The following is a 25504-nucleotide window of genomic DNA, read 5'->3' as shown; positions in this document are numbered from 1 at the left end:
ACTGCCCTAGGCCTTGCGGTCAGCCTTCTGCTCCTGCAGCCGCTTTGCCTCCGCCTGGATCTTCGGACCATAGCCGCCATTCAGTGCGGTGTCCTTGATGTGGGTGGCTTGCGCCACCCGGTCCCCATCGGCGGCGTCCTTCAGCGCCTTCAGGTCCGCCTGCAACGCTGCCGGAAGCTTTGCGGCCAGGTTCGGACGCTTGTCCAGGATGAAGGTGGCGATCTTCGCGGCGCGTTGGCCGTAGTTGGGCTTGCTGCTGTCGCCGTTCACAAAGAACCGCAGGGCAGCCGCCAGGGGGTGCCGCACCGCGGCCGTTTTGGCGGCCACCGCACCCGTCGCGGTGGGCTGGGTGGTGGTTGCCGCCGTCGTGCTTGTTGAGTTGGTGGAGGTGGCCGCGCTTGCGGCAAGCACCCCTCCGCCCAACAGGAGTCCAGCGGCAAGAACGCCGACGACGGCGGTGCGGGCCTTGCTGCCCTTGCGCCGCTGAGTTGGGGTACTGGGGAATGCGGTGTTGTTTTCCATGGTCAGTGTCCTTTGTTCCGGCCGGCGGCTCGTCCACCGGCGCTCTTCAAAACACTCTTGTCCGGCCGCATGAACTGACTGTTCGGCCAATGTTCGAGGAATGTAAAACCGTCCCCGGCAGCGGCCAAGGATGCTCCACGGGCTTGATCCTTGCTGTTGAATGGACGCATGGAGGACAGCCGCGGATTGGTGCTGATTGCCGAGGATGAACAGGCGATCGCCGATATCCAACGCCTGTACCTGGGCCGCGCTGGTTTCGGGGTGCATGTGGAGCGGGATGGGATTTCCGCGCTGGCACAGATCAGGCGGCTCAAACCGGTTGCGGTGATTCTCGACGTCGGGCTGCCCGGCATGGACGGGATCGAGCTCTGCCGGCAGCTGCGGCAGGCCGAGGACTGGACGCCGGTACTGTTCGTGACTGCTCGTGATGAGGAAGTGGACCGCGTCCTTGGCCTGGAATTGGGCGCCGACGACTATCTCACCAAGCCGTTTTCACCCTCTGAACTCGTCGCCAGAGTCAAGGCCGTGCTGCGCCGGACCGAAGGAACCCCACGACCCAAACCACTTGCGCTCGGCAGCGTCGAACTGGATCCGCTGAACCGGACAGCTCGCGCGGGCACCAAGGAACTCACCCTGACGGCCACCGAGTTCGACCTCCTCGCCTACCTCATGGCCCAGCCCGGCCGCGTGTTTTCCCGTGAGCAACTCCTGTCCGCCGTGTGGGGCCAGGCGAGTTATGCCGCCGGACGGACCGTGGATGTGCACATCGCGCAGCTCCGCGCCAAGCTCGGCGAGCACTCCCCCATCGCGACGAGCCGCGGCGTCGGGTACTCAGTGGTGGCTCCTCAAGCATCCGGGCCCCGCTCCGCCGCCGGTGGCGCCGGGTGAGGCGCTGGTTCGGAACACTGGCAGGACGCACGACGGCGGTGATCGCCGCCGTCGCGACCGTCGCCGTCGTGCTCGCTGGGCTGCTGGCCGCGCAACTGGTGAACGCAACAGCGGTGGACGAAGCCAGGAAGTATCTCGCGGTTGAGGCCGATTCCCTCAGCAAACAAACGAGCCTCGGAAGCCTCCAGGACCTTCGCGCCGATCTGCTCACCCACGGCGCGAGGCTCGCGCAAATCGGTTCCGATGGCCGTGTGACAGGTGGCGGGGCCAGGCTGGTGGATGCGAAGACCGTTGCGGATGTATTAGCTGGAAAGTCGGTGTCCAGGACCGTCGACGGCCCGCAGAACACCGTGGTCCTTGAGGCCCGGCCGTTGGCGGCCGGCGGTGGCGTGGTACTCGCGCAGCCCGTGTCCGAAATCCGCGCGGCCGCCGCTCCCCTGTTGAGCCGCATGTTGATTGCCCTCGTGGCCTGCCTCGTGTTCTCCATCGTGGCGGGCGGCCTGCTGGCGCAGTGGCTCAGCCGGCCGCTGGTGCGTACGGCGCAATCGGCCCATCGGCTCGCAGCCGGTGAACGTTCCGTGCCCGTGGCGCCCGGCGGTCCGGCCGAAGTGGTGGAAGTTTCGCAGGCACTGGCCGCCCTCGACGCCGCGCTCCGGACCAGCGAGGGGCGCCAACGCGAATTCCTGCTCTCCATTTCGCACGAAATCCGGACACCCCTCACGGCGCTGCGAGGCTACGCCGAGGCCCTGGCCGATGGTGTGGTCAGCGGAGACGACGTGAGCGGCGTCGGGCGGACCCTAGTGGCCGAAACAAACCGGCTGGACCGATTCGTCCGCGATCTCCTGGAATTGGCACGGCTTGAGTCCGACGATTTCCGCGTGGAATTGCAGCCCGTGGACGCATCCTTGATCCTGCGCGAGGGCTGGCAGGCCTGGCAGGCAGTGTGCGTCCAAAACGGGATTGACGGACGGCTCGAACTGCCTCCTGGGCCTTTGCCCGTCCGCAGCGATGGCCAGCGGTTGCGGCAAGTGGTGGACGGGCTGCTGGAAAATGCACTGCGCGTGACGCCGGAGGGCTCCCCCGTAGTCCTCGCCGCATACTCCGCTGGCACTGGGCTGACTGTGGAAGTGCGCGACGGCGGACCGGGGCTCACGGAGGCGGATGCCGCCGTCGCGTTTGAACGCGGTGCGCTCTTTGCCAGATACAGCGGCGAACGGCCTGTGGGCAGCGGACTGGGCTTGTCGATTGCCGCAAGGATCGTGCAGCGGCTTGGTGGGCGAATCAGCGTGCGGACAGCGCCGGAGGGCGGCGCAGCGTTCATGGTGGAGTTGCCTGGGGGTTGACCGTTCCGGCGGGCCCCAAGCAACCGTAGACTCACGGCATGACTGAAGTTCCAGTGGGTTCGCTGCACCACGTAGAGATTTGGGTACCGCACATCGGCCGTGCTCAGGAAGAGTGGGGTTGGCTGCTGGCTGAGATGGGCTACGAACAATTCCAGGAGTGGCCTGACGGCTGCAGTTGGAAACTCGGAGCCACGTACATCGTGATCGAACAGTCCACGGCGCTCACCGGAAGCACGCACCGCAGGACGGAGCCGGGGCTCAACCACCTCGCGTTCCATGCGGGTACCAGGGAGAACGTGGACCGGCTCCGGGAGCTCGGCGCGGACTCGGGCTGGTACGAGATGTTCGAGAGCAAATATCCCCACGCCGGTGGTCCCGACCATTACGCCGCCTATCTGGTGAACACCGACGGCTACGAGGTTGAGCTGGTTGCGGGGTAGGAGGCGGGCCGAGTGACACAGAGCCGGCAGCGCCCAGCGCAGATAGAGGCGGATGGTTCACTCCGACCGGGGTTTGCTGCGGGGAGGGTGTTGCTTGAGCCAGGAACCGGCACAGTCTATGGATGGTCCATTTGCTGACAGGTTCCGCTGATTTTCGGGTTTTTTGTCCGGGCGGGTTTCCGCGAGCTAAAATGTCGGGGGTCCCTGAAATGCTTTGGTTATGGCCGGGAACCGGGGAACACAGCTGATCGGATCAGGCGCGCCTTCCGGAGGCGCGGGTCTGGAGGCTGTCGCCGATGTTGCTGTCCCGTCCGTCCTGGTGCGGGATTTGATCGACGCGGTGAACTCGCTTCGCCCAGGCGTCGCCGGCGGCACGGCACCGGCAGGCAGCGCGGTGTCGGCTGACAGCGCCGAGTCGCCCGGCAGCGCGGAATTGCCCCGCAGCACCCAGTTAATCGACCAGTTGCGTGCCCTTGAGGACTTGAAGTCGGCGGCCGCGGCTGCGCAGGCCCGGATCGCCGTCGCGTTCGACGCCGTCCAGCGCAGCGCCGAAGCGGCTGCGGGTGTTCCGGCCGAGGAGCAGGGACGCGGCGTGGCGGCCCAGATTGCCCTTGGCCCGGCGGGAGTCCCCCGCCCGCGGATCCCGGCTCCACGGACTCGCCAAAGCCCTTGTCACCGAAATGCCGTACACCCTCGCCGCCCTTGAATCAGGACAGCTGAACGAATGGCGGGCGACCCTGCTGGTGAAGGAAACCGCCTGCCTGTCCGCCGAGGACCGCTGCGCCGTGGATGAAGAGCTCGCCGCCGACACCGGGGTCTTCGACGGAGCCGGGGACAAGACCATCATCGCGGCGGCCCGGACCGCGGCTTACCGGCGGGACCCGCGCTCCGTCACGCAGCGCGCTGCCCGTGCCACCGAGGAACGGCATGTGAGCCTGCGGCCCGCGCCTGACACGATGACCTACCTGACCGCCCTGCTTCCCGTCGCCCAGGGAGTGGCCGTTCACGCGGCCCTGACCCGGCACGCCGACACCCTCCGCAACGCCGGAGACACCCGCACCCGCGGACAGGTCATGGCCGACACCCTCGTCGAACGGACCACCGGCACCCCTGGAGGGATCACCGGGGTGGAGGTCCAGCTCGTCATGACCGACCGGACGCTCTTCCAGGGCGACAGTGAACCGGCACGCCTGCCCGGCTACGGCATCGTCCCCGCAGGTTGGGCACGGAACCTCCTCAACGGCAACACCGGCAACGCCGGCAACACCAAACGCGGCCGGGCCGGCCATGGAACGTCTACTCAAGGTCAGTCCGAACACGGCCAAGGTGAAAGGGTAGAGTCCGGCCAGCCCTGGCAGGACCGCGACTTCAAGGTCTGGCTCCGGCGCCTCTTCACCGCTCCGGAGACCGGTGATCTTGTTGCCTCGGACTCCCGGGCCCGGCTTTACCCGCCCGGACTGCGGCGCTTCATCCAGGCCCGGGACGACACCTGTCGGACCCCGTATTGCGACGCGCCGATCAGGCATTTCGACCATGTCGTCCCGTGGCACGACGACGGCCCCACCAGCCTCAGCAACGGGGCGGGCCTATGCGAGGCATGCAACCACACCAAAGAACTCCCCGGCTGGACAGCACGAACCGGCCCCGGGACACGGCACGTCCTCGACATCCGAACCCCCACCGGCCACCACTACCGCTCAACAGCCCCGCCCCTGCCAGGCACCCACCAGTCCGCTCCCGACCGGGCGGCCACCAACCCACCCGGCGCCGACTCGCCCGCTACGTCGGCACACTATTTCGGGGACCTGCACTACTGGCGCCAGCTACGGCAGCCAGCCTAGGCGCCCAAACACGGCCGCCTATACCTCCGGCTCCCGTAGCCTTACCTTCAGTGCGGCCGCATCCACGCCGAGCTTTTTGAGCAGGACTGCGGCCGGATCGGGTGCGTGCCGTTCCAGCAGTGCGAGCAAGAGGTGCCGCGTGGTGATCCTGCGGGCTTTCTCCCGGGTGGTCAGGATCAAGGAGTCCTGAATGACCGAGCGGGCGGCCGAGGTGAAGGTGGTCCTGCTGCTTCCCTTCGGTGCGTTCAGGGGGCCGAAGTCTCCCAGCGTGATGCCGACGGCTTCGAGCGCCTGTTGGTCGAGGACATCGAGCTGGGCGCGGGCCGATTCAAGGTCTGTCCCCAAGGTCCGGCAGCTTTCCGGGTCGTGGAGCAATCCCAGCAGCAAATGGTCTGTCCCGATTCTCCGGTCCCCACGGCGTTTGGCTTCCTCTGCGCCGGCGTGGACAGTGGTTCTGGCTTCGCTGGCAAATCGTTCAAACATGGCAGGCTCACTTTCCGTATTTGGCGTGGACCGACTGCCGGGAGACGCCCAAGGCATCGCCGATTTGTTCCCAGGACCAGCCCTGCTCGCGCGCGCGAGCCACGTTGGTGGCCTCGACCTTTTCGGCGAGACGATGCAGGGCACCGACAGCGCGGAGGCCAATTGCCGGGTCCGTCGCCGGGATATGGGGAGTCAGCTCATCACCAATCATGGTGTCAGTTTGGACTGACACCATGATTCTGTCAATGCAAACTGACAGAATCTTCTTGGGCGAGGATTGACCTGACCCGCCGCCGCATGGCGATCCTCGGCCAGCGGCTCAGACCCACCAACGCCTCGCACTCCAGGATCCCGCGCAGCCCGTCGTCGAGCATGTCCGGGTCCAGCTCTTCGAAACCCAGCCTGCGATAGTAGGGCGCATTCCAGGGAACATCGCGGAAGGTGGTCAGGGTCAGCCACGCCAACCCCTCGGCCTGTGCCCACTTTTCGGCAGCGTCAAGCAACTCACGTCCGAGACCTCGCCGCGCATGCGAAGGATGGACACTCAATTGCTCCACATGCGCGTTGCCGTCCAGATGCTCAAGCAGGAGATAGGCCACGGGAACGTCCAATGCGTCCGCAAGCACCAAAGCACCGCCGCGCGATTGGAAGAGCGCCAGCTCAGTGACCGTCAACGGCTCGTCGTCAGCGATGGCGTCCATTCCGCAAGACCGGAAGATCTCGCCCGCGGCGAATTCGATCCCGCGCAGCCGCTCCAGCTCGCCCGCGCGGGCCGCCCTGATCATGCTGCGGCCCCGTTGCGGGCAAGGTATCGATTGCGCTGTTCAATGAGGTTCTGCAGGTATTGCCCGAGGAATGCTTTCTCCGCAAGCCGGCCCAACACTCCGAAGGGCGCCGCGAACTCGACGCGATCGATCATGAGTGTGCCGCCGTCGTCGGGAATGAACTCATGGACGTGGCGGAAAAAGCGGAAGGGACCGCGCACTTGCTCATCTGTAAAGGAATCAGGGAAGCGAAACTGGGTGATGCGGCTGGTCATCCGCAAAGGCAAGGCGAAATGCCAAGCCTGCCAGGTGACCTCGTCCCCTTCGGACAGCAGTCCGGACACCACTCCGGCCACGGCACGTTCCCGGGACTTGGCCATGGAGCCGACGTGCGCTTCGACGGTACGCGCGAGGTCGAAGAGCTCGCCGGGCTCACGTCGGACGCGGGTGTGGCAGGTGAACGACACAGTCATGGTTCGATCCTGCCACTGTTTCGAAACACCCGTCGACCCAACTAACTCGCAGTAGTTGTCGTTATGAGGGCTCAAAACGACAACTACTGCGAGTCAATTGGGAAACACGCAGCAACGTTGTGACCCAGCTAATGGTGCGGATCTTGAGGTCCTGATACCTTCCGAAGGGTCGGCTGAAATGATTGGTGGTGTCCCTTTGCGATCAATCTTGGCCCATGCCCGCGCCCTTCACACGGTTCCGCCGGTAAGCGACGATCACCTTGCTGCCATCCGGGTCGCGCTGAGCGTCGCCGTCCCGGCGCTTGCGCTCCTGGCCATTGGCCGGCCGGACCTCATCATTTACGCCGTGTTCGGTGCCTTGACCGGCATGTACGGCCGCGCCGAGTCGCACCAATTACGGCTCAAGCACCAAGCCCAAGCCGCCGCTGTGCTCTTGGCCGGCGTCTCAGTGGGCACGTTCTTGTCCGTCTCCCACATCCATTCATGGGGATTGGTAGCGGTGGAGGCACTCCTGGCAGGCGTAGGTTCGCTCTTCTCGGACAAGGTACGGCTCAAGCCCAACGGCCCCTTCTTCGGAATCTTGGCGTTGGGAGCATGCGCTTCCGTTCCCGCGACCATTCCATTTCCTGTCGCAGTCCTGATCTGCGCGGCATCGGCAGCGTTCTCGATAGTGGTGGGTTTTGCCGGTTGGCTTCGGCACCGGGCCTGGCAACGGGGCGCCACCCGGGACATTCCGGCATTCAGCGCGCAGTTGCGCCAGGCAGCCGGGGTCCACGCGGCCCGGTACGTGCTCGCCGTCGGCGCAGCAGGCGCGTGCGGAGTGCTCACGGGCAGCGGGCACCCGCACTGGGCCATGGCTGCGGCCGCCGTTCCGCTTGCCGGAGCCGATATGCCCAGCCGGCTACACCGCGGCATCCACCGCATTGTGGGGACGTTCCTCGGATTGGCGATTGTCGCCGTCGTGCTCTTTCCAAGCCCGCTGTCCCCGCTGCAGTATTTCCCGGGACACACCGCACTCATCCTGGCCCTGCTGGTGATCGGTTTCCAGTTCCCCACCGAGCTGTTCATGGCTCGGCATTACGGCTGGGCCATGGTGTTCTTCACCCCGGTCATCCTGCTCATGACCCAGCTGGCGGCCCCCGCAGATCCTGGCGTGCTTGTCCTGGAGCGCGGAGTGGAGACTTTCGTGGGCGCCGTGATCGGGATCGCGGTGGCTGTGCTGGTCCAGGCACCCAGGCTGCGGGGCCGGGCTACTTCGCCGGGCGGCGAGGCGGACCCGAAGTAAGTTTCGCTGGCAGGACGCGCGCGACGGCGGTAATCACCTTGTAGCGCTTCGTCGGGATGGATACCCCTCTGCCTTTGGCGTTGTCTTCCAACCCTTCCCGGACAACACGCTCGGCCTTGAGCCATAGGAAGCGCGGAGCAACCGATTTGTCCATGCCCATGCGATCGTGGAATTCGGTGTGTGTGAAGCCCGGGCACACCGCCGTGACTTTCACCCCGCTGCCTGCATAGGCAAGGTTGGCCCAGCGGCTGAAGCTGACCTGCCAGGCCTTGGCGGCCGAATAACTGCCCCGGTTCGCAAAGGCTGCAACGCTTGCAACGTTGATGATCCGGCCCGTCTTTCGGGCAAGCATGACTTCCAAGGCCGCGTGGCACAGCTCCAGGGGCGTCTGGACATGCAAGCGCAAATGCCGCTTTTCGTCTTCCAGATCGTTCTTCTCGAAGGACTTCAGGAGACCGATGCCGGCATTGTTGACCAGCACGTCCACCGGCCGCGAAGCGTCCCGCAACCGGTCCGCCACAGCCGCAACCCCGACGTCGGAGGTCAGGTCGGCGGGCAGAACCTCCACCGAGATGCTGAAGTCCCGTTCAAGCACCTCCGCGGTAGCCCGCAGTCTGCCTTCGTCGCGGGCCACGAGGACCAGATGGTGACCGGATTCGGCCAACTGGCGGGCGAATTCCGCCCCTAACCCGGCTGTAGCACCGGTCACCAAGGCTGTGAGTTCGTTGGCACGAGTTGTCATGCGCCCAGACTAGTCCCGTCAGGCCCCCGAGCGGGCTGCGCCTACGCGAACTTCGCCAGCGGGTTGTTCAGTCGCCCGGCCATTTGCAGTCCACCGGATGGGTCCGCGAGATCCAGCATGTGTTGGTTGTTGCGCAGTTGCAGGCGGTTCAGGCACGAAAGCTCGAAGTCAGGTGCGAAGAGCTCGTGCTTGGCGAACTGCTCCGCCAGTTCCGGATGTCGCTGCTGGTATTCCCGCACGACGACGGCGGCCGTCGCCCAGATTTCGTCCTCGCCGAGCGTGCCGTCCTCCACGAGAATGGCAGCGAGGAAACGGAAGATGCAGTCGAAAACGTCCGCGAAGACGGCGAGCACCATTTCCTCCGCCGGGATCTGCGCCTTGATGCGCGAGACTTCCTCCGGAAGCTGCAGGCGCTCCCCCATCACCACGATTTCCTCGCCGATGTCTTTCATGATGGCCTGCACCGGAACGCCGTCTTCCAGCACCAGGATGACGTTTTCACCGTGGGGCATGAGCGCGAGCTCGTACTCATAGAGGAAATGGACCAAGGGAACGAGGTACGCCTCGAAATAGCGCCGCAGCCACTCAACAGGGGCCAGGCCGGAGCGCCTGATCAAGGCGGAGACCACGGAAGCACCGTCGGCATCAACGTGCAGGAGCGAAGCCATGGTAGCCAACTGTTGACCGTCTGTGAGCAAGGGAAGCGGGCTTTCCCTCCACAGCGCCGAGAGCATCTTCCGGTAGGGGGACCCCTTGGCGGACGCGGCCTCGTAATAGTGGTTGTGGTAACCGATTGCTGCTTTCTCGCGGATCATGGCCAGGCCCCGGTCCTGGAGCTCCTGGTCATGGTCGATGAGTTGCTGGAGCCAATCGTTGATGGCGGGAGTGGCCTTCATGTATTCCGGGGAGAGACCGCGCATAAAGCCCATGTTCAGCACGGACATTGCCGTCTTCACGTACGGCTTCTCCGGCGCAGTGGTGTTGAAAAACGTCCGGATGGACTGCTGTGCCTGGTAAACATCCTCCCCAGTACCCAGGTGGACGATGTGGCGTTGGGCGATTTCTGCCGCAAACGTCACGCTGAGCTTGTTGTCCCACTGCCAGGGGTGCACGGGCATCAGCAAGTAGTCCCCTGGGTCCGCACCAATGGCCAACAACTCTGCTTCGAGACTAGCCAGGGTGGCGGGGCCGAGCTCGGCCTCAAAGTGCGTGCGGTAGTCCAGCCCGGCCTTGGAGGTGAACACGGCTCTACTCCGGTGGACCGCGATCCATTGCAGTTGCACTGCGGCGCCCGTTTCCGGGGCGAAGGAGTGGTAGTCCGAGATCCCGAAACCAAGCCTGCCGTTGTTGGCGATGAAGCACGGGTGCCCCTCGGTCATGCTCCTTTCAATCGCCTGGAAGTCGGCCGCGGGGTCCGAACCGCCGGAGATCCCCGCAACCAGCTCGGCTGAGCTTCGGCCTGTGCCCTGTTTGTAGGCGTGGCTCGCGAGCGTGCTGCTGACTTCCTCAAGGTAGACGGGGAGCATTTCCTCCCGGATGCCCAGGGTGTCACGGAATTCGGTGATGAAGGACAACGCATCAAGGGGTAGTCCGGGTTCAACTTCAGCGGCCCCAAGCTCAAAGCGCACGATGGATTCCCCGGGGATGGACCAATGATCCAGCTCGAGGATTCGGGCATGGAAGCGGTACTCGACCGTCGCGTCGTCGCTGACCACGCGGTAGAGACCAAGGCCTCCCTTACGGAGCAGCTCGGGCTCAACCAGCTCCGGCATCAGGATCCGCTCGTGCGAGAACTCGGCGAGCGCTTTGCGGACGAGGTGCCGATTGGCGAGGGCCCAGCGTTCAGGGTCCAGATGGGAGGTGGATGAGCCGGCTTGGCTGGCGATGGTTTCAGCTGTGATGGTCACAGGGTCTCTCCTAGGGTCGCCGCGGCGGGCGCGGCCAGGATGGGGGTCAGGGTCGCATGGAAATCCGCGCGGGTGCAAAGGCTGAGCAGGGCCTGCTTGCGCTCTTCCGAAGGTTCGACGGCGGGGAGCGTCACCACGCCGCTCGGCCGGAAGCCGACGCGCTGGTTGAGGACGTGGATCTTGTGATTACGGACATCCGGTTCCACCACGATCCGCTCCGTCTCCGGATCTTCGAAGAGGTAAGCCATGACGGCCTGCATGACGGCAGTGGTGTAGCCCGGAGTTGGAGCCTCGGACGGCGGCGCCACAAGGAGATGCATCCCGGTGTCGCCCGGAAGCACGTTGTAGACGTCGGCCAAAGGTGACTCGGCGGGCCGGTACCGCTCCATCAGGAACGCAGGGACGCCGTCGTCGAGCCCCAGGAACGCTTGGTGGTGACCGCTGGCCGCGATGCGCGAGTACTCCTCCACAACGTCCTGGACTGTTGCGGACAACATGCCCCAAAAGCGCGCGTACTCCAGGCTCACCCAGCTGTGGAGGACAAGTGCATCTGCGGCAGGATCAACCAAACGGAAGGTGAATGTCATGCCCGGGCCTCCGAAGGAACCTTGGCCGACGCCTCAGCGGGAGCAGGCGCCCCGAACTGCTGGAACGCGATGCTGCGCTCAACCGGGTAGACCTCCCGGCCGGTGATTTCGCGCAGGATGCAGGAGTTTCGGTACGCGGCCATCCCCAAGTCCGGGGTGACGAAGCCGTGCGTGTGCAGTTCAGCATTCTGGACGAAAATTTCGCCCGGTTCGACGCCGGTGCCGTAGTTGCGCTCGACGTCGAAACGGCCTTTCGCGTCGCGGCGGATGCGGTCCTGGATCCCCGAGAGGAGCGCCGGTTCCTGGTAGGAGTAGCCGGTGGCGAGGACTACCGCCTCGGACTCAAGGGCGTAGCCGCGGCCGTGTTCTTCATGGTGCAGCTGCAAAGTGTGGGTGCCAGCCGTCGGGTCCCACTCGGCGTCCACCAGGCTTGAGTGCGTGTGCAGTTGCGTGTCCACCATACCGGCGAGGCTCTTCGTGTAGAGGAGATCGTAGATGCCGTCGATCAGCTCCGAGTTGATGCCCTTGTACAAGTTCTTCTGGCTGCTGATGACCGAATCGCGCTGTTCCGGCGGAAGGGAATGGAAGTAATCCACATACTCCGGCGAGGTCATCTCGAGTGTGAGCTTGGTGTATTCCAGCGGAAAAAACCTGCCCGAGCGGGTTACCCAGTTCAACTGGTAACCGTGGACATCGATCTCCTGCAGGAGCTCGTAGTAGATCTCAGCCGCGCTCTGGCCGCTGCCCACGATGGTAATGCTCCGCTTGGACCGGAGTTCACTCTTCCTCAACAGGTAGTCGGCGTTGTGGAGGACAAGTCCACCGCCGCCCACAATTCCCGCACAAGCATCGGGGATGTACGGAGAAGTCCCCGTGCCCAACACCGGCCGCCGGGCGCGAAGCACCTCAGCGCCACCCGGGCTTTGGACCGAAAGCCGGTACACGCCGTCGTCGTACGCCACATCTAGCACATCGGCGCTAAAACGCACCGATGGCAACTGGCCGGCCACCCACTGGCAGTACTGGTTGAACTCGGCGCGCAACGGGTAGAAGTTCTCCCGGATGTAAAAGCGGTACAGGCGGCCAGTCTGTTTGAGGAAGTTCAGGAAGGAGTATTTGGACGTGGGATCCGCCAACGTCACGAGGTCCGCCATGAACGGAACCTGCAGGTGCGCGGGCTCCAGCATCATCCCCGGGTGCCAGTCGAAGGATTCCTGGCGCTCCAGGAACACACAGTCCAGCCCGTCCAGCGGCTCACAGAGGGCGGCGAGACCCAGGTTGAAGGGCCCGACGCCAATGCCTGCGACGTCGTAGATCCTGGCGTTCGGTTCGTGAGTCCTCATGCTGCGCCCTTCGCCTGGTCAGCGGTCTGATTCGTGAGAAGGCGTGCGCCTGTCCGCCGGATGAGGTCGATGATTTCCTGAATGTCGCCCATGGTGGCCTCGGCGTTGAGGAGGGTGAACTTCAAGTAGTGGCGGCCGGCCACTGTGGTTCCAGCAATAACAGCCTGCCCCGAGGCAAAGATCGCGGCGCGGATGGCGGGGTTGAGGACATCGCTTGCGTCCTCTCCGAGCCTGACTCCCCCAGCGAGCGGACGGTAGCGGAAAACGAGGGTGCTCAAATGCGGTTTCGACGCGAGTTCGAAGTCCGGATCGTCGGCGAGCAGGGAGCCGACGCGTCCGGCGAGATCGATCGCCTCGTCAAACAACGCGCCGACGGCATCGGCGCCCATGATGCGCAGCGTCAGCCAGAGCTTGAGGGCATCGAAACGGCGGGTGGTCTGGATGCTCTTGTCCACCTGGTTGGGGATTTCGGCCAGCGCAGCGCTCTCGGGATTCAGGTAGTCGGCGTAATAGGTGACATGGCGCATCATGGCGCCATCGCGGAGCAGCACGGCGCTGGAACTCACCGGCTGGAAGAAGGTCTTGTGGAAGTCCACGGTCACCGAGTCAGCCAGGCGGGTGCCTTCGAGGAGATGCCGGTAGCGATTGGAGACGAGCAAGCCGCCGCCGTATGCAGCGTCAACGTGCAGCCAGGAATCATAGGCACGGGCCAAGGCAGCGAGCTCTGCGAGCGGGTCCACCGCTCCGAAGTCAGTAGTCCCGGCGGTGGCTACAACCGCCACCGGCACCAGTCCGGCGTCGTTCGCCTCAGCGAGGGCTGCGGCTAGAGCAGCGGGGTCCATGCGGTGATCCGCGCCGGTCCGCACTGCGACCGCGGCATCGAAGCCCAAGCCCAGCATCGACGCCGACTTCTGGATGCTGAAATGGCTGTCCGCCGAGGTGAAGATCCGGAGTCGCTCAAGCAGCGAGGGCAACCGCGCCTCGCCGTTTTCGGTCCGGAGCTTGGCCACGGCATGATTTCGGGCGATCAGGAGGGCCTGGAAATTGGATTGGCTGCCGCCTGAAGTGAAGACCCCGTCGGCGTCTTTGCCGAAGCCGAGGCGTTCGGCAGTCCAGTCGATCAGGCGGCGCTCGATCATCGTGGCGCCAATGCTTTGGTCCCACGTGTCCATGGACGAGTTGACGGCGGACAGTACCGCTTCGCCTAGCAGCGCCGGGATCACCACGGGGCAGTTCAAGTGCGCGGCGTAGCGGGAATCGTGAAAGTAGATGGCGTCTTTGAGGTAGAGCTCGTCAAGCTCTTCGAGGGCTGCTGCGGTGTCCGGAAGCGGGCGTGCAAGGTCGACGGCGGCCACGCGGGCCGCCATTTCGGCATGCCCGACGCCGGTGAACGGGTGGGCGGTCCGCTGCACCTTGGTGGCGACTGCATTGACACCCTGAAGCACCTGAGCGACGTAACTCGGCGAATTTCGGGCATTGAAAAGCTGGTTGGTGGCTGCAAGGGCCCGCTCCACATTGGAGCCGAAATCCTGGTCCGGTTCAATCCGGTCTTCGACACTGGGCGACGTCACGTCGGCTTCCTTCCGTCGGGGTTGAGACACTGAGTTTGCTTCGCCAAGAAGCAAGGTAAGCCTTACTTAGGTTTGCCTTTTCGTCAAACTTTTGTGCCCTAATTCACCGACCGATGATGCGCGTGGGGTGTGACTGGAATTCGCGCCCCGGAAGGTCTACTTTGACCGCTTTTGCAGCGCTCGGCGGCTGGTGGCCGCGGCTGGTCTCACGCTGTAGAGTGCCTCAAAACGTGTGCCGAGCACCGCCAAGGGTGGGACAACGGCCACCAAATCAGGGGGAAGAAGCAATGGACGAGGCTCAAGCAAGGATTGAATTCCGCGAAATCGACGAACATGGGAATGCGTTGGAGCACCACCTAGAAACTCCCGAAGCGGATCGGCGAAGGGCCAACGTAAATCCGTTCATTATCGGGCTATGGATGCTGGAGCTGCTGTTAGTCATGGCGATCATTCTCCTCGTCAACGAGGCCACAACTCCGTTCACCATGGGTCAGCCAAATGCAATGCCGCTCGCCTACATCCTGGTAAACATGACTCCACAACTCCTTTTGGCCGCCGCCCTGATCCTGGCGACGCTGCTGTTCTGGCACGCCCGGCAATGGCAGAAAAGGACGGCACAGGGGTAGGTCCCCGATTTGAACCCTGGACGGATGGTCGAGTTGAAACGACCACCCACTTAAAAAGTGAGGGGTGTTCGCGATTCGTGACGCGAAAAGTGAAACTAATTTTCGAAGGGCCCGATTGACCCCCGAATGTGCCTAGTGGAAAGTGTTGGTGAATGTCGTCGTGGTGATGTTTTGTCCGCTGAATTGGTAGCTCAGCGTGGCCTCCCCAGCTCCGCTGGAAATCATGGCGTCCAGCGTGAAATGAAGGCTGTGGGGGTCGATCGAAGACGTGGTGCAGCGGACATAGCCAGCCGACTGGTCCGGGCAGGTCCAGCCGGCCGGAGCCACGAGTTTCCCGGGGACGAATGTTGCTTCGGACGAAAGGCTGAAGATCGCTTCCCCCGAGGTCGGTGAGCCCTCACCCTGCAGCGAGAAGTCCACATCGATCTGCCGTTCCGACGGGGCAGTGCCTGGCTGACTGCCGAAGGAAGCTGAGACGGTTTGTGGGGGTGGCGCCGACGTGGTGGAAGGTTGCGGAACCGGGGTTGTGACGACCGTGGCGGAGGGTTGTGGAACGGGGGGTGTGACAACCCCTACGGAGTTGATCGCCTTGGCCGTCTTTCGCGGCACGGGAACCACCGCGGGTGCGGTCCTGTGAGGGACCGGCGCAGCAACGGGCACGGGCGCGGGAGGCTCGGGTGCCGCCATGGCAGGCGGGTCCGACGTCGGGACCGGGCTTGGTAAGGGGGCCGACAGTGTCGGCGCGACTTCCGGCACGGACCGAGGGGCCGCAGTCGCGCTGCTCGCAGCATCGGCTGCGACGATAGGCGCAGTCCGTCCGAGCCACATGAGGACCCCTGCAATCGCGAGACCAGCCAGGACCAGCGCGGCGACTGCCATCTTCCAGATGCCACTCCCAGGCCACTGTCCGGCTGCTTTCGGATCGCCTACTCCGGGGGTCAGAGCCTCCGCGGGAAGGAAACCAGCGGCCACGGCACGCGTGAACAGGATCCCGGCCACGAGCGGGAAGACAGCTGCCCGCATGCTCGACTGGACGTCATGGAGTTCCACCAGCACAGCCGTACATTTCGAACACGTCTCCAGATGGGCCTTGACCTTTTCGTGGGACGTACGTTTGAGTCCATCACGGGCATATTTTCCGAGCTGGCTTGAATACTCAAGGCATGGGTCGTCGCCGGCCAGGCTGATGTGGTTCTGCAAATAGGCCTGCCGAAGTCCTTCACGCGCCCGGATCGCGAGCGACGAGACTCCATTCGGGCTCAGTCCGATGAAAGGCGCGGCCGCGGCTGGCTTCAGGCCTTCGATGTCCACATGCCAGAGCACCGCCTGCCAGCGCTCCGGAAGAGAGGTGAAGGCCTTCACCATGGTGCTTGACTCAAAGGTCTCAAGGACCCTGTCCGCGTCGACTGCAACCGTGTCCAAAATGGCGCCATCCCCCACGGCCTGCGTACGCCTGGCCTTCCGGTTCCGGTCGTGGGCGATTCGCCGCACGGCAGTCAGGAGATAGGAACGGAAGAACTGATCCGGGCCCTTGCCCTCCGTGAGGGCTTGGAAAATCGAAGCGAATGCCTCCGATACGACGTCGTCGGCGTCATTGACGTTGTCCGTTTGGGCGCGGGCAACATATTGGGCAGCTGCCACATGACGCCGATAGAGGACCTCGAAGGCGGAGGCGTCACCCTCACGCACCATCGCCATGATTTGAGGGTCGCCGCGGGTCCCCGCATCCCAGGACGGGCGCGAGCCACTCGATCCGTAATCAGAAACCTGCTCCATAGCAATCCAGTGTGACAGCAGTTTGCATGTGACTTGAAACTTACACTGGTCCCGGCTATGCCCTGACTATTCGTTGTCCGGCTCCCCCACCGGCGGTTCCGGCGGCCAATCGACGTCGAGCTCGTAGCCCTCATGCTTGCGCAGATAGGCGGCGATGAACGGGCAATGCGGAATGATCCGCTTGCCGGAGGCCACCACGTCGTCCAGGGCAAAGTGCGCCAGGACCTTGGCCAGCCCGCGGCCCTTGAACTGGGGGCGGGTCTCGGTGTGGAGGAAGTCGATGTGGCCGGGCTTGTCCATGAACTGCGAGATCACGGCCACTTCACCGTCAACCAGAAGCTCGTAGCGGTGGAATTTGTCGTTCCTGACCGTTGTGACGTCCGGGCTGAACGACTCTGCGGTTGAATCCGTGAACTCAGTCATGAGTCGAGATTCGCACGTAAACCGGGCTCTGGCAATGGCACTGTGGGGGCATCGGGAACCGCCGGGGAAAGGGCTCTGGCCGGCACCCGTCCCAGCAGCAGCACCGCGAGCGCGAAGCACGCCGCTCCCCCACCCAGAAGGGTCAGCGTCAGTCCGTTATAGCCGGCGTCCACCACCGGAATGAAGACCACGACGCCGGCAGTCACCACCGCGGCGTGCGCCCTGCCGCGCGCGTGGACGGCCGCCGTCGGGCGTTCTTCGAGCCTGCCGCACAGCAGCAGGACCGGCAACAAGAGTACGACGACGGCGAGCAGCACCAGTGGGCGGGCCCACCACCATTCGGCGGTACCGGCCGCTGGCTTGGGGAAATCCGTGAGCAGAAGCAGACCGGAAAAAGCTGCAAGCAGCGGCAAATGCCACAGATAAACCGTCATGGACCGCCGGCCCGCCACGGCCACCACCCAGCGCACCCAGCGCACCCGCGCCACCCATTCCAGGCCCGGGCGCAGCAACTGCAAGGTGGCCGCCTGCGACAGGCCCAAGAGCAGCATGCAGAAGTTGGGCGGATTCAGGTCCACGATCATGTTCCCGGAGTAGACCCCGATTCCGGTCACGAACCCCAGCAGCAAGTTGCTGCCGACAATCAACCCCACGAACCAGCCTCGGCTGCGTCCAGCGAAGATTCCGTCGGCGATGAAGAAGCCGAATTGCTGGACCGCGCACCAGACAAAGAGCATGTTGACGAAGGCGAGCATCGGAAAAGCCCCGCGCAGGGAGTCGAGGGTGATCACCGCGGCCACCAACCCGCTGAGGGTCAACCAGGGGGAATGACCGTGCAGCCGGGCCAGCAAGGGGACGCTGAGTTGGGTAGCAAGGTAAGCGGCCAGGAACCACAGCGGCATGCCCGCGCCGGTGGCGATGAGCTGGACTACCTGCGGGTCGACGCCCAGAAGGAGCGCTGCCCACAGTCCCACGAACATCGAGGCCAGCAGCGCAGTTGCCGGGCGGATGAGGCGCAGGAGCCGCAGTTGCGCATAGTCCACGCCGGTACCCCCGCGCGCACGGAGCCGCCGCCATGATCCCAGTCCGGTGATGCCGCCCAGGACGAAGAACAGCGGCATCACCTGGAACACCCACAGCACGGGTTCGAACCAGCGCTGTTCCATGAGGGTATTTTCGGTGGTGACGGTGCCGTCGGGGTGCAGGACGGGGCTGACCATCATGCAATGCGAGAGCACCACCAGGATGAGGCAAAAGAACCGGGCCAGATCGATCACGGGATCACGTGAGCCGCCGAGCGTAGCCCGGCCCGCGGATACCTTCTGTTGCCTCAAGAATCCCATTGCGCTCCCTTGCGAACTGCTGAGTCCATTGTCCGCCCGCTCGACGGCGGGAACCAGAGAGGGCGGACAGTGTGAATTCGTGGGCGCGGCCCGGGGGCTGCGTGCCGGAACGCAGCTGTGGAGCCGCACCCACGATCTCGGCGTTTAGCGACGCACGTTCAGCAGCCGTTCCCGTTGCCGCGGATCGCCGGCAGCCGCGCTGGCGGCCAGTGCCAATCCGAAAGCGCCGTCCAGGACTGCCCGGTCCGCGGAGGCCGAGGAGCCGTGGGCAGCAAACTCGGCGGTGTGGTGCGCGGCCCCGCGCACGTCGTAGCCGAGCAACGGATGAATGCTCGGAACCAGTTGCGAGACGTTGCCCATGTCTGTTGAAGCCACTGGTTCTTCGTTGAACACAACGGCCCTCCCCCTGGCCGACATCGCGTCCCGGTAGGCCTCGGAAAGGAACCGGTCCTGCGTGAGTTCGGCGTACGCATTGCCCGTGGGGGTGACCTTGAGCGTGCTCCCGCTGGCAAGTGCGCCAGCCTCCAGGCAACGCCGCACCCGTTCCTCGATGATGCGCAGGTTCCTGATGCTGGGCGAACGCAATTCCACGCTTGCCCGCGCCCGCTCGGGTATGACGTTGACGGCGCTCCCGCCTTCCGTCACGATCAGCGAAACAACCGAGCCGGGCGGAAGCTGCTGCCGCGCCAAGGCAATGGCCGTCTGTGCAACCACGAGCGCGTCGAGGGCATTGACCCCCTCGGATGGAGCGGCTGCGGCGTGCGCCGGGCGGCCCTCGTAAAGCACGTCCCACATGCCCATGGCCAAGGATGAGCCGCCGATGACATCTTCTCCGCCGGCATGGGCCATCATCGCCAGGGATACATCTTCGAAGAAGCCTTCACCGATGAGGTCGACCTTGCCCCCGCTTGTCTCCTCCGCCGGAGTGCCGAGGACTTTGACGGTGATGCCGAGCTCGTCAGCGACGGATGCGAGCGCGAGTGCCGCGCCCACGGCACAGGCCGCGTTCACATTGTGTCCGCACGCATGCCCGATAGCGGGCAAGGCGTCGTATTCAACACACAGTGCGACAACCAGCTCGCCGGTCCCGAACCGCGCGCTGAACGAAGCCGGGAGCACTGGCTGCGGTCCTTCAAAGCTGAAGCCCGCACTCCGGAGCAGCCGGCTAACTCGCTTGGCGGCCCGGAACTCCTGGCCGCTGAGCTCCGGATCGGCATGGATCGCGTGGCTCAGGCCGAGGATTTCCGGCGCCCACCTTTCCAGCGCGGCTGAGACAGAGCGTTCGACGGCGGCCGAAGAGACCGTGGCGGGCGTTGCGGTTTCCAGGGAGGCGGCCTTCATGGCAGCGGCTTTCATGCGGCGACCCCTGCGGTTGTCGCCGCGGCTTCGCGCTTCGGGTAACGGGCGGCGGCTGCCGCGGCGATCAGGGCAGCGACGGCCAGCGCAATCCAGATGGACAGCAGCCCACCCTCGCTGATGTGCCCGGATTGGACGGAGGACGAGGAGATGAGCTTCACGACGGCGGCACCCACCGCGATGCCGACGGACAGCGCCAGCTCGTTGAGGCCGGCCGCCGTCGAGGTTTCTTCGAGCGGAACACCCTCCACGGACAGAGCCCGGGTTCCCGCCTGGTACATGCCAAGGCTCAGGTTGAACATGGCGAATCCGGCGCAGTACCCGGCCAGGGAACCGTGCGCAGCTGCCATGACCAGGAAGCCGCCGGCCAGCAGGAGACCGGCGAATACCAGGGTTGCCCGTTCGCCGAACAGGCTGAGCGCCCTCGAGGTCAGGAGCGAGGAAAGTAGCGAGAGCACCGATGCCACCGCCAGGACGATGGCGATCATGAGGGAGCTCAGCGCGAACCCGTAGCCAGTCTTGTCCGGGTTTGAATACAGGAATATGCCGTTGATACCGAAGTAGCTGATCGAGGCAAAACCGAAGAAGAAGGTGGCGAGCGAGACCGTCCGGATGCGCGGAATGGCGAGCATGCGCAGGTCCATGAACCGCTTCCCAATGGTGCTTCGAGAGTCCAGGACCACCCAGTAGGCCAACAATGCAAGGCCAAGGATTCCGGAGCCGAGCGTCTTGGCATCCAGCCAACCCCAGTCCGGGCCCATCGAAAGGGCCACCACAAAGCCAATCAGGCCGAGGGAACATGCTAGGAGCGGCAGCAGGGCGAGTCCCTCACGGGTGGGGGTCCCGGCGTCGGGCAGGACGAAGGAGCAAAGCAACCCCACAACCGCGAACGGCACCGCCACCCAGAAACCGAGGGTAGGATCGTCGACGCCGATGATTCCTGCAAGCAGTCCTCCCGCACCGAACATGATCATGAGTATTCCGATCATCACGCTGACGCCCGTGCGGGTCTGGGCGGGGTTGCTCGCCCGCAGGATGCCCATCATGAGCGGAATGAAGCCAACCACGGACGTAAGCATGACGACGCCGGCTGTCACCGTCCACAGCGACGGCCACAAAGCCATCATGACGACGCCGGCCGCAACTACCGCCGTCGACCAGCGGAGCACGAGCCTGTATCCGTAGCTGTCGCCGAGCCGCGAGATGATCGGAGTGAGCACCGCAAAACTCACGTTTGAGATAAGGAAGATGCCGTTGATGGTGGGGTCGTCGATCGAGAAGGTCGGCCCCAAGGCGGGGAGGATCGGGTTCAGGTAACCCTGGGTGACTCCGCTGAGTGATTCGATCAGGGCCATCGCCACGATCATTCCAGTGATGGTCCGGCGAGCGGTGGCCGCCGTCGCTGGAGGTGCTGTCTTGCTTGCCATGTGCTTCCTTGAGTGTTGGGGGGCTTCTTTGCCTGGGTCTTCGGATGCGATTGGGTGATGCGAGTCACAACGTTAGGTCCGCCGTTTACACTGGCTAGGAAATTGTTTGAAATCTTCTGAGAATCGTGAAATTTGAAGGAATCGGCCATGATCTCCGAAACTGACCTCGAAATCGTCAATGCATTGCAGATCAATCCCCGTGCCGATTGGAGCCGCGTTGGGGATGTCCTTGGACTGTCCGGGCCTACCGTGGCACGCCGCTGGAACGCCCTCGCCGAGGAGGGCCTGGCATGGATCACCCCGGCCCCGGGGGCGCGTTACCTGAGCGCAGGCTGGTCGGCGTTCATCAGCCTTTCATCGCTTCCGAGCGAGAACGAAGCCCTGGTCCACAAGCTGTGCGCGGAGCCGGCCTTCGGGACCGTGTCCCTTGTGTCCGGCTCCCACGATCTCTTCGTGGACTGCTTCGCCTCGAGCCACGAAGAGCTCATGGACATCGTCACCGGCTCCTTCGCGGGACTGCCCGGTGTCACCCACCGCGAGGTCGTTTTCGTCACGAAGCTGTACCGGCAGGCCTCCGACTGGCGCAGCGGCACCCTGGAGCCGGCGCGGGCCCGGCTCATGTCGGCAGAGCCCCTGCCCGCACCGGCCGCCTATGCACCGGACAGGCTCGATGCGTCCCTGCTGGAGGAACTGGCCCGGGACGGGCGGGCCAGTTGGGCGGAACTGGGAGCCGCCTGCGGCGTCTCACCCCAGACCGCTCGACGGCGGGTGGAGCGGTTCCTCGCGTCCGGCTACATGACCCTGAGGTGCGACACGTCAGCTTCGGCCCAACAAGGGCTGAGGGAAGTGAGCCTGATCCTCAACGTGCCCGCGCACTTCCTGGACGGCGTCGGGCGCTACTTCGCAGCCCTGCCGAATTGCAGGCTCAGCGCCCAAGTATTGGGTGCGCAGAACCTTTTGGTCACGTTGTGGGTCCGCGACTACCTCGAGGTCCAGGGCCACGAGCGGGAACTGGCAGAGCGGGCACCAGGGAGTGCAGTAATCTCGCGGCAAGCCGTGGTGCGCAACTACAAACGCCTCGGGCACGTGTTGGACGAGTCCGGACGCAGCCGCAGCGTCGTCCCGTTGCCATTGTGGCGAGAGGCGTAGCTGCTAAACCCGCCGGGCACGCTCGCTCACCTATGACCCAAAATTCCCCGACGCTCGCTCACCTATGACCCAAAATCCCCCGACGCTCGCTCACCTATGACCGGAAAGGCCAGAACGCTCCTGCAGATCTGCAGGAGGGTTCCGGATTGCGGCCCCGTAGGTGAGCGAGGGTCCGGATCGCCCACATCTGGAAACCCAGACGGCAACCGCAATAATTGCCGCGCAATCCCGTGAGTCCCGGCGTTTAGTAGAGAGTGCTATCAATCCATGACAAAGGAGTCATCGTGGCACGCGCCGATCTAGCGACAGTGCAGTCAGCCCCCTTTCCCCTCGCTCCAGCCTCCTCCCTTGCCCGCGGCGCGGCACTCGGCACTGGCCCCGGCACTGAACTGGCGGCAAAACCACAAACCCCTGACGATTCAGAGGCCGGTGGCGAAGTCCCCAGCAGCGCCTGGCGGGTGCGGGCAGATGCTTGGGAGTTCCTTGGCTATGCCGTCAAGCAGTTGGCTGCCGCCAGTGCGAGGCCAGCGGCGGGCGCCCGTCTGGCGCGGGAGCCCCGCGAGTTGCCACGGGAGGCTCGAAGGTTGCTGCCGCTGCTGGAATCCCTCGAAATGTATTGGGCGTCTCCGGGGCCGCACTATGTCTCGGAACTGCGGCGAAGCTTGGAAGCCGGGGAATACCTTGAGGCACTAGGCCTCATAGAACCAGTCGCGCGGCGCGTTGCGGGCCACAACCAGCACGCCACCGAACCGTCGATGGACACTGAACGCGATGCGGACAGGATGGAAGAACCTTCCGAAGCGCGGAAGCGGTTCGAAGTGCTGGTGATCGATGACATCTCCAACGTGGACCGTGAAGCCCTTCAGGCTGAGCTTCTCAACCAGCGGCGCCCCGCCGACGCCTTCAACTACGAGCTGGTATTCGTGCCAAGCTTCGAGGACGCCATCGTGGCCGTCCTGCTCAACCCCGACATCCAGGCTTGCGTGCTGCGGCCTGGATTTGTCCTCAACAGCAGGCAGCGCCTGAGCCGGGATGTGCGTGGTTTCCTGGATGGCTTCTTCGGCCGTTCCCTCCCCGAGCGCCCGTTGGACCGCATCTTGAGCTTGGCAGAGAAGTTGGGCCAGCTCCGCCCCGAGCTTGACCTCTATTTGGTTGCCGGAGTGGGGATCGAGGAACTCGCCGGTTCCTTGACCCGTCAATTCCGCCGGATATTCCGCCGGCAAGACGGGCTGGAACTCCATTTGTCCTTGCTGGCTGGCGTTGCGGAACGATATGAGGCACCGTTCTTCCACGCGGTCCAGCAATACAGCCGCAAACCCGCCGGAGTTTTCCATGCGCTGCCGGTGTCCAGGGGAGGATCGGTCATCCATTCCAAGTGGATCAACGATCTCGGCGAGTTCTATGGCCTCAACCTGCTGCTGGCCGAAACCTCCGCCACGTCCGGCGGGCTCGATTCACTGTTGGATCCCCATGGCTCCCTCAAGCAGGCCCAGAAACTGGCGGCCCGGGCATTCGGTGCCCAGAAATCACTCTTTGTAACTAACGGAACCTCAACAGCCAACAAGATCGTGCACCAATCGATTCTTGCGCCCGGAGATGTTGTCCTGGTGGACCGGAACTGCCACAAATCGCACCACTATGCCCTCATGCTGGCCGGCGCGCAGGTCTCATATTTGGATGCCTACCCCCTGAACGATTTCTCGTTCTATGGCGCAGTTCCCTTGGAAAGCATCAAACGGATGCTGCTGGACTACCGCCGGGCCGGCAGGCTTCAAGAGGTCAAGATGCTCGCCCTCACCAACTGCACCTTCGACGGCATCGTCTACGACGTCGAACGGGTCATGGAAGAGTGCCTGGCCATCAAGCCGGACTTGGTGTTCCTGTGGGACGAGGCGTGGTTCGCGTTCGCAGGTTTCCACCACATCTACCGCCGTCGCACCGCCATGGCCTCGGCGAGGTCACTCGAAAAGTCGTTTGCGGATCCGGCCTACGCACGGCGCTACGCCCAGCAATTGCGTGAGCTTGGGGCGGCTGAGGCGGCCGGGTCAGCCGGGTCGGCCGGCGGGCTGGATTCAGTAAGCGATGAGTTGCTCCTGAAGACAAGGCTGCTGCCCGATCCGTCCAGGGCCCGCCTGAGGGTCTACTCGACCCAGTCGACCCACAAGACCCTGACCTCGCTCCGCCAAGGGTCCATGATCCACATCCATGACCAGGACTTCGGTCAGTTGAATGAGGAGAGCTTCCGCGAGGCGTACATGACGCACACCTCCACCTCGCCCAACTACCAGATCCTGGCCTCGCTGGACATGGGACGGAGGCAAGTCGAGTTCGAAGGTTACGAACTGGTGCAACGGCAGGCAGATCTCGCCGTCAGCATCGCCCAGGCCGTTGCCAGGCATCCCCTGCTGAAGAAGTACTTCCGCGTGCTCGGAACCAGGGACCTCATTCCGGCGCAATACCGCGAAACCAGCCGGCAAATGCCCCTGCGTGACGGGTTGGCCGCGATGTCGGAGGCCTGGGAGAAGGACGAGTTCGTTGTCGATCCGAGCCGCTTGACCCTGCACATCGGCCTCACCGGTGTGGACGGGGACACGTTCAAGCACGACTACTTGATGGACAAGTACGGGATCCAGGTCAACAAGACGTCGCGGAACAGCGTGCTTTTCATGACCAACATTGGCACCTCGCGGAGTGCTGTTGCCTACCTCGTTGAGGTCCTGGTCAAGCTGGCCGAAACCTTTGAAGACGAGCAATCCGGTCTGAGTGGCTTAGGCCAGCGGGCCTACAAAGCCCGTGTTGCCGCGCTAACCAGCACGCCACCGCCCTTGCCGGACTTCAGCCGCTTCGCCGAACGTTTCCGAAAAGACGCAGAAACTCCCGATGGCAACATGCGGGCAGCCTACTTCGAGAGCTACAAGGCCGGTTCCTGCGAATACTTCAGTGCAGCCGAACTTGCGCGAAGGGTCGCCGCGGGGGAAGAAATGGTCTCTGCCTCCTTCGTCACTCCCTACCCACCGGGCTTCCCTGTCTTGGTTCCGGGGCAGGTGATCACGGAGGAAATCCTGGCCTTCATGTCAGCTCTGGATACGAGGGAGATCCACGGCTTCAATGCGGAGTTGGGATTCAGGGTCTTGACGGGTGAGCTAGCGTCACCCCAAAAGCCCACATAAGTGAGCGAGCGACGGGCCTGGAGGGCACATACGTGAGCGAGGGTT

The 25504-nt window shown here is 64.2% G+C and carries 22 protein-coding genes and 1 pseudogene; 8 read left to right on the top strand and 15 right to left on the bottom strand.

What is annotated here, in order from left to right:
- Positions 1 to 6: 6 nt before the first annotated feature.
- Positions 7 to 522, bottom strand: coding sequence for a hypothetical protein (locus ACX5I4_RS00490; RefSeq protein WP_461834921.1), 516 nt, complete (start codon positions 520 to 522; stop codon positions 7 to 9).
- A 168-nt stretch (positions 523 to 690) separates the two neighbouring features.
- On the opposite strand from ACX5I4_RS00490, the gene ACX5I4_RS00485 reads away from it, so the two are divergent.
- The 4 genes and pseudogenes from ACX5I4_RS00485 to ACX5I4_RS00470 all read left to right on the top strand — a co-directional run bounded on the left by ACX5I4_RS00485 (position 691) and on the right by ACX5I4_RS00470 (position 5034).
- Positions 691 to 1410 (top strand): response regulator transcription factor, encoded by a 720-nt coding sequence (locus ACX5I4_RS00485; protein WP_461834920.1) that lies wholly within the window; start codon positions 691 to 693, stop codon positions 1408 to 1410.
- Positions 1407 to 2753, top strand: a complete 1347-nt coding sequence (locus tag ACX5I4_RS00480; RefSeq protein ID WP_461834919.1) for a sensor histidine kinase — start codon at positions 1407 to 1409, stop codon at positions 2751 to 2753. Before ACX5I4_RS00485 ends, ACX5I4_RS00480 begins: the two co-directional genes overlap by 4 nt.
- A 38-nt stretch (positions 2754 to 2791) precedes the next feature.
- Positions 2792 to 3193 carry a VOC family protein gene (locus ACX5I4_RS00475; RefSeq protein WP_461834918.1) on the top strand — a complete coding sequence of 134 codons (402 nt, stop codon included), beginning with the start codon at positions 2792 to 2794 and terminating at the stop codon, positions 3191 to 3193.
- Between the two features lie 220 nt (positions 3194 to 3413).
- Positions 3414 to 5034: pseudogene (locus ACX5I4_RS00470) on the top strand (HNH endonuclease).
- A gap of 18 nt (positions 5035 to 5052) precedes the next feature.
- On the opposite strand, the gene ACX5I4_RS00465 reads toward ACX5I4_RS00470, so the two are convergent.
- The 4 genes from ACX5I4_RS00465 to ACX5I4_RS00450 are packed head-to-tail and all read right to left on the bottom strand — an operon-like array spanning position 5053 to position 6754.
- Positions 5053 to 5517: a Clp protease N-terminal domain-containing protein gene (locus tag ACX5I4_RS00465; RefSeq protein WP_461834917.1), complete on the bottom strand. Its 465-nt coding sequence runs from the start codon at positions 5515 to 5517 to the stop codon at positions 5053 to 5055.
- A 7-nt stretch (positions 5518 to 5524) separates the two neighbouring features.
- Complete coding sequence (locus ACX5I4_RS00460) at positions 5525 to 5728, bottom strand: helix-turn-helix domain-containing protein (RefSeq protein WP_461834916.1); 204 nt, start codon at positions 5726 to 5728, stop codon at positions 5525 to 5527.
- A 31-nt stretch (positions 5729 to 5759) separates the two neighbouring features.
- A complete protein-coding gene (locus ACX5I4_RS00455; RefSeq protein ID WP_461834915.1) occupies positions 5760 to 6302 on the bottom strand; it encodes a GNAT family N-acetyltransferase in 543 nt (180 codons plus the stop codon).
- Positions 6299 to 6754, bottom strand: a complete 456-nt coding sequence (locus ACX5I4_RS00450) for an SRPBCC family protein (protein WP_461834914.1) — start codon at positions 6752 to 6754, stop codon at positions 6299 to 6301. Before ACX5I4_RS00450 ends, ACX5I4_RS00455 begins: the two co-directional genes overlap by 4 nt.
- 196 nt (positions 6755 to 6950) lie before the next feature.
- Here ACX5I4_RS00450 and ACX5I4_RS00445 point away from each other — a divergent pair, with 196 nt between their 5' ends.
- Positions 6951 to 8039 carry an FUSC family protein gene (locus ACX5I4_RS00445; protein WP_461834913.1) on the top strand — a complete coding sequence of 363 codons (1089 nt, stop codon included), beginning with the start codon at positions 6951 to 6953 and terminating at the stop codon, positions 8037 to 8039.
- Here ACX5I4_RS00445 and ACX5I4_RS00440 read toward each other — a convergent pair.
- Genes ACX5I4_RS00440 through ACX5I4_RS00420 form a run of 5 tightly spaced genes read right to left on the bottom strand, consistent with a single transcriptional unit; the run spans position 8005 to position 14189 of the window.
- Positions 8005 to 8781, bottom strand: coding sequence for an SDR family NAD(P)-dependent oxidoreductase (locus ACX5I4_RS00440; RefSeq protein WP_461834912.1), 777 nt, complete (start codon positions 8779 to 8781; stop codon positions 8005 to 8007). The two genes, ACX5I4_RS00445 and ACX5I4_RS00440, sit on opposite strands and share 35 nt — an antisense overlap.
- A gap of 41 nt (positions 8782 to 8822) precedes the next feature.
- The gene (locus ACX5I4_RS00435) at positions 8823 to 10688 is read right to left on the bottom strand and encodes an IucA/IucC family protein (RefSeq protein WP_461834911.1); all 1866 of its coding nucleotides are present in this window, start codon (positions 10686 to 10688) and stop codon (positions 8823 to 8825) included.
- Positions 10685 to 11275, bottom strand: coding sequence for a GNAT family N-acetyltransferase (locus tag ACX5I4_RS00430; RefSeq protein ID WP_461834910.1), 591 nt, complete (start codon positions 11273 to 11275; stop codon positions 10685 to 10687). Before ACX5I4_RS00430 ends, ACX5I4_RS00435 begins: the two co-directional genes overlap by 4 nt.
- Positions 11272 to 12618, bottom strand: a complete 1347-nt coding sequence (locus ACX5I4_RS00425) for a lysine N(6)-hydroxylase/L-ornithine N(5)-oxygenase family protein (RefSeq protein ID WP_461834909.1) — start codon at positions 12616 to 12618, stop codon at positions 11272 to 11274. The genes ACX5I4_RS00430 and ACX5I4_RS00425 overlap by 4 nt, the downstream gene beginning before the upstream one ends.
- A complete protein-coding gene (locus ACX5I4_RS00420) occupies positions 12615 to 14189 on the bottom strand; it encodes a pyridoxal phosphate-dependent decarboxylase family protein (protein ID WP_461834908.1) in 1575 nt (524 codons plus the stop codon). The genes ACX5I4_RS00425 and ACX5I4_RS00420 overlap by 4 nt, the downstream gene beginning before the upstream one ends.
- A 287-nt stretch (positions 14190 to 14476) precedes the next feature.
- On the opposite strand from ACX5I4_RS00420, the gene ACX5I4_RS00415 reads away from it, so the two are divergent.
- Positions 14477 to 14815, top strand: coding sequence for a hypothetical protein (locus ACX5I4_RS00415; protein WP_461834907.1), 339 nt, complete (start codon positions 14477 to 14479; stop codon positions 14813 to 14815).
- A gap of 132 nt (positions 14816 to 14947) precedes the next feature.
- On the opposite strand, the gene ACX5I4_RS00410 is transcribed toward ACX5I4_RS00415, so the two are convergent.
- From ACX5I4_RS00410 to ACX5I4_RS00390, 5 genes are all read right to left on the bottom strand, one after another.
- A complete protein-coding gene (locus tag ACX5I4_RS00410; RefSeq protein ID WP_461834906.1) occupies positions 14948 to 16513 on the bottom strand; it encodes a sigma-70 family RNA polymerase sigma factor in 1566 nt (521 codons plus the stop codon).
- 144 nt (positions 16514 to 16657) lie between these two features.
- Positions 16658 to 17014, bottom strand: coding sequence for a GNAT family N-acetyltransferase (locus tag ACX5I4_RS00405; protein ID WP_236814222.1), 357 nt, complete (start codon positions 17012 to 17014; stop codon positions 16658 to 16660).
- Complete coding sequence (locus ACX5I4_RS00400) at positions 17011 to 18357, bottom strand: acyltransferase family protein (protein WP_461834905.1); 1347 nt, start codon at positions 18355 to 18357, stop codon at positions 17011 to 17013. The genes ACX5I4_RS00405 and ACX5I4_RS00400 overlap by 4 nt, the downstream gene beginning before the upstream one ends.
- Positions 18358 to 18501: 144 nt before the next feature.
- Positions 18502 to 19713 carry an amidohydrolase gene (locus ACX5I4_RS00395; RefSeq protein ID WP_461834904.1) on the bottom strand — a complete coding sequence of 404 codons (1212 nt, stop codon included), beginning with the start codon at positions 19711 to 19713 and terminating at the stop codon, positions 18502 to 18504.
- Complete coding sequence (locus ACX5I4_RS00390) at positions 19710 to 21140, bottom strand: MFS transporter (RefSeq protein WP_461834903.1); 1431 nt, start codon at positions 21138 to 21140, stop codon at positions 19710 to 19712. Before ACX5I4_RS00390 ends, ACX5I4_RS00395 begins: the two co-directional genes overlap by 4 nt.
- Positions 21141 to 21287: 147 nt before the next feature.
- On the opposite strand from ACX5I4_RS00390, the gene ACX5I4_RS00385 reads away from it, so the two are divergent.
- Both ACX5I4_RS00385 and ACX5I4_RS00380 read left to right on the top strand, forming a co-directional pair.
- Entirely contained in the window at positions 21288 to 22289 is a 1002-nt protein-coding gene (locus ACX5I4_RS00385; protein ID WP_461834902.1) for an Lrp/AsnC family transcriptional regulator, read from the top strand.
- A gap of 389 nt (positions 22290 to 22678) precedes the next feature.
- Entirely contained in the window at positions 22679 to 25459 is a 2781-nt protein-coding gene (locus ACX5I4_RS00380) for an aminotransferase class I/II-fold pyridoxal phosphate-dependent enzyme (protein WP_461838614.1), read from the top strand.
- Positions 25460 to 25504: the final 45 nt, after the last annotated feature.

The organism is Arthrobacter sp. MMS24-S77 (genome assembly GCF_054888235.1).
The sequence above is the reverse complement of the archived record's forward strand: the minus strand, read 5'-3'. Positions and strand labels throughout refer to the sequence as shown.